Raw genomic sequence first — 11,295 nt, 5'->3', positions numbered from 1 at the left:
AGCTCTTCAACCGTCGTGGTCACGGTCACGGAAAGTAGCGGTTTCGAGGTAAGGCATTAGAGCGGTTCACCGTTTCACGGAACGCAGAACCGCTCTATCTCTTTGTTTGACGCAATTTCGGACGGAAACTGCCACGCACTTTCCTGGAATTGCTCTGGTTTTCATCTAACAGCCCGGACCGCTCGCGGCACACCAGAGTGCCGCAAGCGGTCCGGGCTTTTCTTTGTCGGCGGCGACCAGGCCGGCACTTGCATTACGTCAAAAAGAAAAGAGCCCCATCCCGACCTGATCGGGATGGGGCTCCAGCCGCGCGCGCCGGGCGGCGCCTATGCGAGAAGCAGAGTGCTCAGGAAGTTGTCGTTGTGGAACTGTTCCTCCTGAACGCCAAGCAGCGTGATCTGACCCCCGCCGCTTAGCGACGCTACGACATTCGCGCCCTGGTTTGTGGCCACCTGCTGGAATTGGCTGGCGGTGGTGATGCCAAAAGCTCTGAGATCGAGGACATCGCCGGACCCGGCGCCAGCCGCGAAATTCGTGATGGTGTCCTGCCCGTCGCCGACAGCGAACACGAACAGATTGTTCTGGTTGCCGGCAATCAGCATGTCATTGCCGCGCCCGCCGACCAGCGTGGCGTTCCCGCCCAAACCCCACAGATAGTCCGCGCCGGTCGTGCCGTTCATGACATAGCCTCCATCGCCGATTGTCGGCGCGCGCCCTGCAGGCGTCGGGACAAAGTAGGAATCGGTCAGCACGCTGGTTGCCGTTGTCCCGTTGAAACTGCTGACATTGTAGAACTCGATCAGCATGCCTGCATCCGTGATCGTCACCAGGCTCGCGCCGACATTGGGAACGTCGCGACCGGCACCGCCAAGGCCAGTGGTCGTATACGGAAGAAATACGCCGTCGCCGTTGTCGTCTCGATTCTCCCGGTAGTAATTGTGCTGATGGCCGGCAAAGACCGCGTCCACGCCCCATTGCTCGAAGGGCCATTGCATGGTGGCGGTGGTGCCGCTCGGATTGTATGGCGTGTGGTGGAAGTACGCCACGTTGAAGCTCGCGTCGGAGTTCGCGAGAACGGATTGCGCCCACTGGCCCTGCACTGATGTGGAACTGCGGCCATCCGGGTCCTGCTTGTTGCTGGTGAGAGCGAAGAAATGCACCGGCCCGACCTGGAAATCGTAGTACCTCTCGTTGTCGGGCAGGGTGAAGTAGTTCAGGTAGCCGTCAACGTAGCCGTCGCCATATTCGTGATTGCCCAACGTGGGAAAGAAGCGGTTGATGGTGCTGCCGCTGCCGTATGCGCCCTGATAGTTGCTTATGTAGTCATGGTATTGCTGGCCGATGGCGCCATCGAGGGTCTGCGGTGCATATGCATTGTCGCCCACTGTGAGAACGAAATCGACGTTCCAGCCATGGACCATCGCCGACACCGCTTTCTCGCCCGAGAGATTGGTGTCTCCATAGTCGCCGAAGATCGCGAACCGGTACAATGTCTGCGGCCCCGCCGTTGCTGCAACGCTGACGGAATAGTCTTGCGCGGCCGTGCTGCCGTCGGACGACGTGGCAGTGACGTGGAGGTTGATTGACGGCTCCGAGGCCGCATTGAGCGTCCCTGTTCCCGAGCGCGTGATGACGCCGGTGCTGGCGTTGATGGCAAAGCGCGCATCGTCGATGCTGTAGGTGACCGTCGAGCCGACATCGGAATCCTTGGCCGAGGCGGTGATCCCGATCGCCGTGCCGGCGCCGGCACCTTGGGCGATCCGGTTGATCGCAGTGTCGGCGTCGGGCGGCGTGTTGAAGGTGACCGGCTCCGGATTGTTGAGGACAGCGAGGGTGAAGCTCTGGTTGGCGGTGCTGCCATCGGAGGAGGTCGCCGTCACAGTCAGGTTGATCGACGGCTGGGTCTCGAAGTCGAGCGTGCCGGTGCCGGAGCGCGTGATGATCCCGCTGCTTGCGTCGATGGCGAAGCGCGTATCGTTGAGGCTGTAGGTGACGGTCGAGCCGACGTCGGGATCGGCGGCCGAGGCGGTGATCCCGATGGGCGCACCCGCTGCGGCCAGCTCGGCGATCTGGTTGGCAACCGGATCGGCGTCGGCCGGGGTGTTGAAGGCTACCGGAGGGCTGGGTGGCAGATATTCGATGTGCAGCAGCGGCGCCCCGGTCGGCGAGTACTCGAAAGAATCGGCGGTGCGGACGCCGGTGCCGGTGATCAGGAACGCCATGTCGTTGAGCGCCACCCAGCCCGAGCGGTTGACGATCTCCTGGACGATCGCCGTGAGGTCCGGCGTGCGCTCGGCAAGGCCGTGGGCCCCCTCCGTGGTCCATGGGGCCGGGGCCCAGGCCGAGGATGCGTCTGTGGTCGCGCGCGAGGATACGTTGAAGCTGACAGCGGTGAAGGGACTGGAGTCGTCACTGTCTTCGCCTTTGACCAGCAGCGACGTCGCGCCGGTCTTCACCTCGTTGGCCTGGAACTGGATGTAGGCGCTGGTGATGATGGCACCCTTGGGAATGTCGATGCCGGTGAAGCGGAGGCCGACCGTCTGGCTGGTGGTGCCATCAAGCCCCAGTTCCAGGTCGGTGACGTTGCTCGATATCGAGCCGGAAGCCTTCTGCTCGACATCGTCGCCGGCGGCTGCAACCCTTGTCTCGATGATCACAGGCGCGGCCCCGGTGATACTGACGTTGAAGGCGTGGGTATCCGTGCTGCCGTCGGATGAAGTGGCTGTGACGGTGAGGTTGACTGACGGCTCAGTTGTTGCATCAAGCGTGCCGGTGCCCGAGCGCGTGATGACGCCGGTCTGTGGGTCGATGGCAAAGCGCGCGTCATCGATGCTGTAGGTGACCGTCGAGCCCGCATCGGAATCTTTGGCCGAGGCGGTGATCCCGATCGCTGTGCCCGCCGCGGCGTTCTGGGCGATCCGGTTGATCGCGGTGTCGGCGTCCGGCGGGGCGTTGAAAGCGACCGGCTCCGGGTTGTTCAGGACGGCGACGGTGAAGCTCTGGTTGGCGGTGCTGCCGTCCGACGAGGTCGCCGTCACCGTCAGGTTGATCGAAGGCTGGGTCTCGAAGTCGAGCGTGCCGGTGGCCGAGCGCGTGACGACGCCAGTGCCGGCGTCAATGGCGAAACGCGCATCATTGAGACTGTAGGTGATGGTCGTGCCGGCATCGGGATCGGCGGCCGAGGCGGTGATCCCGATGGGCGCACCCGCTGCGGCCAGCTCGGCGATCTGGTTGGCAACCGGATCGGTGTCGGGAGGCGTATTGAAGGCCACGGGAAGGCTGGGCAGCTGATATTCGATGTGCAGCAGCGGCGCGCCGGTCGGCGAGTATTCATAGGAATCGGCGGTGCGCGTGCCGGTGCCGCTGATCAGGAATGCCATGTCGTTGAGCGCCGCCCAGCCCGAGCGGTTAACGATCTCCTGGACGATCGCCGTGAGGTCCGGCGTGCGCTCGGCAAGGCCCTGGGCGCCCTCCGTGGTCCAGGCGGCCGGTGTCCAGGCTGCGGACGCGTCCGTCGTTGCGCGCGCGGATACGTTGAACTTGACGGCGGTGAAGACGCCCGCGTCGTCGCTATCTTCGCCCTTGATCAGCAGCGACGCCGCGCCGGTCTTCACCTCGTTAGCCTGGAACTGGATGTAGGCGCTGGTGATGATGGCGCCCTGCGGAATGTCGATGCCGGTGAAGCGGAGGCCGACCGTCTGGCTGGTGGTGCCGTCAACACCCAGTTCCAAATCGGTGACGTTGCTCGCTATCGAGCCGGAAGCCTTCTGCTCGACATCGTCGCCGGCCGCCGCCACCCTCGTCTCGAAGGTCAGGTTGACCGCACTGGCGGCGAGGAGGCTGCTGCTGGCGACCGTGGCCTCCGTCGGGGTGGCGGCCGTGGCAGCAGCTCTGTCGGATGCGGCAGCGGGCCAGGTGATGCCGCCGTTCCCGAAGCGCACCGCGGAATGCCAGGAGCCGGCATTCGCCGCCACGCCGTCCAGGAAGGTGCCGTCGAGATGAATGCCAATCCTGGCGGCTGCTTCGGCGAGGCCGGGGAGTTTCAGTCCGCCATCGAGCGCCCAGGTCTGAGGGGTCTCGAGCGTGGAGATGAGGCTGTCGATCCTGCTCGCGGCCTGATCCACGCTTTGACTGTAATCGGGCTTGCCGGTCTCACCAGCGAGGCTGCTATCGTCGAGGGATTCGAGGATCGGGGAAAGACTGTTCGGGAAGGCCGTGGAATCGAGCACGACCGGTCCCGGAGCGTTGCCGCTCTCCGGAATCCGATGCAGTTTAGACATATCAGTTCTCCTTTGCCGTTGTTTTTCAAACCTGGGCCTCGGCAGGGCCGGAGGTGGACATAGCAGCCTGCTCCGCTCAGTCGCGATCGACGGCGTCGACGGTCAAATGGAGGGGCCGCATTGGCTGGTGGCGATGGTTCGCCGGACTGTCTGCGCTCAATCGCGCCGGCAGGGCGTCGCCGCAGAAAACAAAGTCAGAACGTCAGGCGAGTACGGTGCCTGGGAATCACTCGCGCGGGGACCGCGGCCGCAGGCCGACCATGGGCCAGCCCATCACGGTGTGGGGCGCTATCTGGGTCAATGAGGGAATTAGCCTCGGCACTGGTTTGTATCCGAGGTTCATCCTTCCGGCTGAGCGAGGCGCGCTCCGGTGCCTGGAACATCGCGGTGTCTGCCGGCTCAGACGAGCATCCAATGATCGAATGAGAACTCATAGATCCTGCCATCGTTCTCATTCGGATGCGAGTCGTTGTCCTCAACGCGATCGACGATGTACAGGCTCGTCTGGCTCGGATCGTCGCTGCTCGGTGCGAGGGCCAATCCCGCCGGCTTGTGCGCGTCAGCGGCAGAGATATCGAGCGTGCCCAGCAACTGCCCTGTGGGTGTCACAATTGCCACCGAGTCACGTGACTGAATGATATAAAGGACGTCACGGACAGGGTCATACGCGATACTCTCGTCAGATGGGGTTCCCAGCGACCGCGCGGAGAAATTCGTGACGATATCATCGCCGCCAGTGCTCGCGACACCATCGAATTTGCCGTTCGGACCCGGCGCGACGGTGTAGATCTTCTGACTTGTGCCATCCGCGACGTACAGGACGCCACGATTGGTATCGTACGCAATCCCCTCCGGATCCGTGCTGCCGAATGCGGACGTCTTGAACGAGGTCACGATATCGTCGGACGTGTTGTAAAGTCCGTCCTGCCCTGGGTTGAGCTCGTAGACGCTCTTCGTGCCGGTATCGTCCGCGAAGAAGAGATGCCGGTTGACGGGATTGTAGGCGACCCCGGAGGGCTCGTCGGAAAAGCTGATCGTTGTGAGCGTGCCCGCCAGGGCGCCGCTCGTGCTCATCTGAAAGAGATTCTTGCCGGTAAAAAGGGCAGGCATCTCGTCGACTTCGCTGTCGGCAACCAGCAGCGTGCCGAGGTGGGAGATATAGACGATGTCCGAGGGGTCGGGGCTCGGCGGCGACCACTGCCAAGTCTGGATGGTATGCTCCAAAGTCACCGACGTGGGCAGCTGGTTACCGGTGACGCCGACGCTGAAGGCGTGGGTATCCGTGCTGCCGTCGGACGAAGTGGCAGTGACGGTGAGGTTGATCGACGGCTCGGACTGGGCGTTGAGCGTGCCAGTGCCCGAGCGCGTGATGACGCCGGTGCTGGGGTCAATGGCGAAGCGCGCATCGTCGAGGCTGTAGGTGACCGTCGCGCCCGTGTCGGGATCCGCGGCCGAGGCGGTGATCCCGATCGCCGTGCCCGCCGCAGCGTTCTGCGCGATCTGGTTGACCGCGGTGTCGATATCGGGTGCAGTGTTGAAGGCGACCGGCTCGGGACTGTCGGTGACGGCGAGAGTGAAGCTCTGGTTGGCGGTGCTGCCGTCGGATGAGGTTGCCGTCACCGTCAGGTTGATCAAAGTCTGGGTCTCGAAGTCGAGCGTGCCGTTGGCCGAGCGTGTGATGACACCGCTGCTGGCGTCGATTGCGAAGCGCGTATCATTGAGGCTGTAGGTCACGGTCGAGCCGGCATCGGGATCGGCGGCCGAGGCGGTGATGCCGATAGGGGCGCCCGCCACGGCAAGCTCGGCGATCTGGTTGGCGGTGGGGTCGGCGTCGGCCGGCGTGTTGAAAGCCACCGGATTGCCGGGCGGACCGGGCAGCTGATATTCGATATGCAGGAGCGGCGCGCCGGCCGGTGAGTATTCGTAGGAATCGGCCGTGCGCGTGCCGGTGCCGGTGATCAGGAATGCCATGTCGTTGAGCGCCGCCCAGCCCGAGCGGTTGACGATCTCCTGGACGATCGCCGCGAGATCCGGCGTGCGCTCGGCCAGGCCTTGGGCGCCCTCCGTGGTCCACGGGTCCGGTGTCCAGGCCGTGGACGCGTCCGTCGTCGCGCGCGCGGACACGTTGAACTTGACGCTGGTGAAGGCGCTCGCGTCGTCGCTATCTTCGCCCTTGATCAGCAGTGAGGTCGCGCCGGTCGTCACCTCGTTGGCCTGGAACTGGATGTAGGCGCTGGTGATGATGGCGCCTTGCGGGATGTCGATGCCGGTGAAGCGGATGCCGACCGTCTGGCCGGTGGTGCCGTCATAGACCAGTTCCAGGTCATTGATGTTGGCTGATATCGTGCCGGAAGCCTTCTGCTCGACATCGTCGCCGGCGGCCGCCACCCTCGTTTCGAAGGTCAGGTCGATCGCACTTGTACTGGCGGCAAGAAGGCTGCTGCTGGCAACCGTGGCCTCCGCCGGGGCGGTGGTCGTGTCGGCGGCTCGGTCGGATGTGGCGGCGGGCCAGGCGATGCCGTCGTTCCCGAATCCCACCGCGGAATGCCAGAGGCCGGCATTTGCCGTCACGCTGTCGAGGACGGCGTTGTCGAGATGAATGCCAATCCTGGCGGCTGCTTCGGCGAGGCCGATGAGTCCGCCATCGAGCGTCCAGGTCGGAGGGATATCGAGCGTGGAGATGAGGCTGTCGATCTTGCTCGCAGCTTCATCCAGCCCCCTTCCGATCGGTGGGGTCCAGTTGTCGTTGGTCAGCCAGTCGCCCTTGATGCCAAAGTCGATGCCGAACTCCGTCATCAAAAGTTTCGCGTCACTCCCGCTGCCGGTAGGCCAAGGAAGTTTAGCCATGTCGAATCTCCTTCCGCATTTTCCCTCGATCTAAGACCAGAATCTCGACGCGCCCGAAGGGGACGTCACAGCCCGCGACGCCCCCGAGGTGAGCACAACGACGTTGCCCATGAATGCTGGGCGGGCTGTCGGGTGCAAACCCCGAGCCCGGCCGGTGATCAAGCTGCTTGCTTCTTCATCCCGGGCGGCGGAGCGGACGCCATGCGGGCGCTACGGACGCGAGCAAGCGCAACAGTGACCGCCCGTCCTGTCCAAGGAACAGCGATGGCAGGATCCAGCACAACAGCAAGCCCCCAGCCGCTGCCAGCAATGCCGTATCGATGAGCAGGGCAAGCGCAGGCACTTGGAGTTCGCGCAGCCATTCCACGAATGCCCAGATGCCTGTCCCGAGAACACCTGCGAGCGCAAGGCCAGGCAGGTGCGCCATGGCGAATTCCGACCACCGCATCCCGGTCACGCGGAGGCTCAACTGGGCCATGAGGATAAAGTTTATTCCGAAGGCCGCGCCGACGCCGATCGCCACGCCCTCTATGCCCCAGAATTGCCCTATGACGGACCCGACAAAGACGCCGATGGTGAAGACAGCCTGGCGCCAGGCCCGGGAATAGACCGTGCCGGTTGCCCGCGAAACGGAATCGCTGAGCTTGTAGCTCGTGCGGAACAGCATGCCGAACGCCAGGATCTGCAGCGGGCCGACAACGCCCTCCCATCCCCGTCCGAGAATGACCCGAACCAGTTCGGGTGCGACGATTGCCACGACCACGCTGGCCGGCAGAACGAGCAGGGCGCAACCCGCAACTGCGCTGCGATAGGCGCGAGCAAGCCGCGCGGGCTGCTCCTGGACCAGTGCCATGGTCGGGAACAGCACGCGATCGAGAACCTGACCGACGATGACCGCAGGCGTCGTCATGAGCTGCGACGACAGACCGTACAGGCCGAGCGCATCGACGCCGAGCCAGCGGCCCACGACAAGCCTGTCCGCCTGGGTGGCGAGGTAGTTGAATATCCGGGCAATGGTGAAGCCGCTTCCGAAATAGAGCAGTTCGGCGATGGCGCGCCGTTCCAGCAAAGGCCGCATCGGGTGCGGCTGGCCTATGAGCAGCACCATCATGCGTGTGAATTGCTGGATCAGCACGGCCGCTACAAGCGCCCAGATGCCGAAGCCGAGCCAAGCCAGAACCGGCCCGGCAACGACGTAGCCCACCGCAAAGGCGCAGGCGTCGATGAGTGCCAGCCAACGGAACCGCAGCGCGCGCTGGGCCGAGGCCAGTGCCACCATGGAAACCCCTTGGAAAAGGAACATCAAGCAGACCGCACGCACGACCGGAGCCAGTTCGGCAAGCCGAAGGAGGCCGGCAATGGCGGGTGCCATCGCCCAGACCAGCGCGGACACAGCCAGCCCAAGGAGGCAAGACAAGGTGAACCCGACCCGAAGATGCCGATCCTCCAGCACAGGTCGCTGCACGATCGCGGGGGTAATGCCAAGCCCCTGGAAGATGGCTGAAAACTTGATGACGATCAGAGCCGCGGAGTAAAGGCCGAACTCCTTGGGCGAGAGCAACCGGGCCAGGACGAGGAGGGCGACAAGCTCCGCGACCGCAAGCGCGCCCATGGACAGACCCGTCCAGAACATGCCCACGACACTGTGTTTTGCCAGCCCGCGCCGGATATCGCTCACGCTTCTCTCCACTCACCAAGCCAACCCAGGCGGGCGGCCATTGCATCTTTCCAGGATGCGCTCACAGAGGACAGATATCCGAACGGCGGATACTGGTGCGCCGTATGAGGCGGTTCGGCCTCGGTGCGGTCCGCCGCCCGCCGCGCCATCTCTACTGAAGGGGCTGCGGGATGTCGTAGCGGTAGTACTGCATCTCGTCCCGGATCTCCGGTATGATCGCCGCCAGTTCCTTGCGGTCGAGGCGGAGCCACTTCTGCTGTCGGCCGGGATCGATCATCTCCTTGGCCGTTCGAACGATCTCGTCGGTGCAGTCCAGCCCGCAATGCTGATAGATGCGCCGCAACACCGGCTCGGGATCCTGCATCAGATCCTCATAGCGAAACGACAACACGCGGCCGTTCCCCAACCTGGCGAGATCTTCCCGGGCCTTTTGATTGCCGCGCGCCCACTGGCGCGCGATCACCGTCAATTTTTCCTGTTCCTGCAAATCCCGATCGATTCCCTTGTAGCGGGGTCCATAGATCGGCGTGTATTTTCTCCGCAGGATCTTCTTGACGATGATCTGTTTTATGAAATCTTTTGCGTAGTAGTGAAGCTGTGTCACCGGAGTGACCGCAAGCGTCCTTCGTAGTCCCTTTAAAGTCTTGGGTTTCTGCCACTTAAGCTCCATAGAGCTTATGCATGAGAAGGGGTTCCTCGTAATATATAGAAATATGGCTTCCGGAAAAATCTCGTGGACAAGCGGCACGCGCAGGACATTGGAAGGCGTATTTTCCATGACCTGCCGGCCGCCGTTACGCGACTGGTACTCGAGGAACCGATCGCGAATGTAGCGAACGACCTTTTTCGTGGCATCACTTTTGACGAATTCGTCATGGCGCCGCGCCGGATCGGCATAGAGCCATAATGTCCTTGGTTCGTACCAGGTGACGATGTCCGGATGCAGCCCGATCAGCTTCTGCGCAATGGTGGTGCCCGACCGATAGTTGCCGATCAGAAAAATCGGAGGTTTCAGCTCTGTTGCCGTCATGAGAAGTCACCGTTCAACGCAAGTGAGACAGGATTGCCAGAACTGCTCTAACCCATTGTTTTCACGCAGTTCCGGACGGAAAATCGCTGCGCACTTTTCTGGAATTGCTTTAACCGCGCTGAGCGCGACTATTCGTCCCGGAACGCGCGCATCATCTGGTCCGTCAAAGGCTTCATCAGATAGGAGATCACCTTGCGGTCGCCGGTTCTTATGAACGCTTCGACCGGCATGCCGGGAATGAGTGAGACAGGGCCGAGTTTCTCCAAATCCTTCCGGTCGGGCGTGATGCGCACAACGTAGTAGGTTTCATTGGTGTGCTGGTCGTGCGTTACGTCGGCCGCGATCATGGACACCACGCCGTCGGTTTCAGGCGTTGTGCGTACGTTGAAGGCGGTGAATCGAAGACGCGCGCTCTGGCCGATCAAGAGCTGGTCGATGTCCTGCGGAGCGGCCTTCACCTCGACCGTGAGAGTGTCGGTGTCGGGTACGATCAGCATGATCGGCTCCCCGGCACTGATCACACCGCCCACGGTGTGGATTGTCGATTGATGGACTATGCCGCTGGAGGGAGCCCGAATATCGATGCGTGACAGCTGGTCCTCGGCTGTGACTTTTCGCTCTTCGAACTCGTCGATTTTGGAGTCGATTTCGCGCAGTTCGCTTCCCGTCTCGCTGGAGAACTGCTTGTCCAGTTGCAGAATCTGAAGCTCGACTTCGGCGATGGCCCCCCTTGCCTGCGCCATGCTCGACACAAGCTGCGCCCGCTCACCCTCGATGCGTGTCGCCTCGCGTTCATATTCGGTCAGCTTCGACTTGAGCATGAGCTTCATTTCAACAAGGCTTCGGATGTCGACGAGTTCCTCGTTGATTAGCTCGATCTCCTTGGTCTTTGCCGATTCCTGAGCCGAATAGCCTTCGATCTGTTTGCGGAGCTGCTCGATGCGTTCGCGCAGGCGTGCCTTGTTGCCGGACACCTCGACCCGACGAAGTTGGAACAGTCTTTGTTCGCTGGCCACCGTGGCCGCAATCTCGGGGTCGTTCATCCGTGCCACAAGCATCGGAGCAAGCGTCATCCGTTCACTGCCGTCGCGTTCGGCCTCGAGCCGGGACTTTCGCGCATAGAGCTGGTCGAGGTTGTTTGTTACGTAAGCCAGGCTGGCACGCGGAATGGTGTCGCTAAGCTGCACCAGAATATCTCCGGCTTGGACACGGTCGCCATCGCGCACGAAGATCTTGCCGACAACACCACCTGTCGGGTGCTGCACCTTCTTTTCGCTACCGTCGACGATCACCGCGCCGCGCGAAATGATCGCACCCGAAATGTCCACTGTCCCGGCCCAGACTCCCATCACGCCGACGAGCAGCGCAACGATGGTCGTCCCGCCCAGCAGATTGTGGCGAATGGATCGCCGGTTGGAAGGCAATCGGCTCAACATGGCTGCCCTCATTGCCCGTTTCCC

General features: G+C 62.7%; 5 protein-coding genes. All 5 read right to left on the bottom strand.

From position 1 onward, the window contains the following. Nucleotides 1-326: 326 nt before the first annotated feature. On the bottom strand, nucleotides 327-4,280 hold the full coding sequence (locus tag A6B35_RS00100; RefSeq protein ID WP_006200349.1) for a putative Ig domain-containing protein: 3,954 nt from the start codon (nucleotides 4,278-4,280) through the stop codon (nucleotides 327-329). Nucleotides 4,281-4,679: 399 nt separating this feature from the next. Further along, nucleotides 4,680-7,127 carry an RTX toxin gene (locus A6B35_RS36420; RefSeq protein WP_193364544.1) on the bottom strand — a complete coding sequence of 816 codons (2,448 nt, stop codon included), beginning with the start codon at nucleotides 7,125-7,127 and terminating at the stop codon, nucleotides 4,680-4,682. Between the two features lie 175 nt (nucleotides 7,128-7,302). Further along, nucleotides 7,303-8,805, bottom strand: coding sequence for a lipopolysaccharide biosynthesis protein (locus tag A6B35_RS00090; RefSeq protein ID WP_040582079.1), 1,503 nt, complete (start codon nucleotides 8,803-8,805; stop codon nucleotides 7,303-7,305). A gap of 151 nt (nucleotides 8,806-8,956) precedes the next feature. Continuing rightward, nucleotides 8,957-9,835 (bottom strand): sulfotransferase family protein, encoded by an 879-nt coding sequence (locus tag A6B35_RS00085; protein ID WP_006200346.1) that lies wholly within the window; start codon nucleotides 9,833-9,835, stop codon nucleotides 8,957-8,959. A 128-nt stretch (nucleotides 9,836-9,963) separates the two neighbouring features. Then, the gene (locus A6B35_RS00080) at nucleotides 9,964-11,283 is read right to left on the bottom strand and encodes an HlyD family type I secretion periplasmic adaptor subunit (protein WP_006200345.1); all 1,320 of its coding nucleotides are present in this window, start codon (nucleotides 11,281-11,283) and stop codon (nucleotides 9,964-9,966) included. Nucleotides 11,284-11,295 lie beyond the last annotated feature (12 nt).

Source organism: Mesorhizobium amorphae CCNWGS0123, from assembly GCF_001686985.1.
Classification (GTDB): Bacteria; Pseudomonadota; Alphaproteobacteria; order Rhizobiales; family Rhizobiaceae; genus Mesorhizobium; species Mesorhizobium amorphae.
Note: the sequence above shows the minus strand (reverse complement) of the source record. Positions and strands in the feature narration are given on the sequence as shown.

Coding starts and splice junctions, on each gene's coding strand:
- A6B35_RS00100 (WP_006200349.1), bottom strand. CDS start 4,280: ATGTCTAAACTGCATCGGATTCCGGAGAGCGGCAACGCTCCGGGACCG.
- A6B35_RS36420 (WP_193364544.1), bottom strand. CDS start 7,127: ATGGCTAAACTTCCTTGGCCTACCGGCAGCGGGAGTGACGCGAAACTT.
- A6B35_RS00085 (WP_006200346.1), bottom strand. CDS start 9,835: ATGACGGCAACAGAGCTGAAACCTCCGATTTTTCTGATCGGCAACTAT.
- A6B35_RS00080 (WP_006200345.1), bottom strand. CDS start 11,283: ATGAGGGCAGCCATGTTGAGCCGATTGCCTTCCAACCGGCGATCCATT.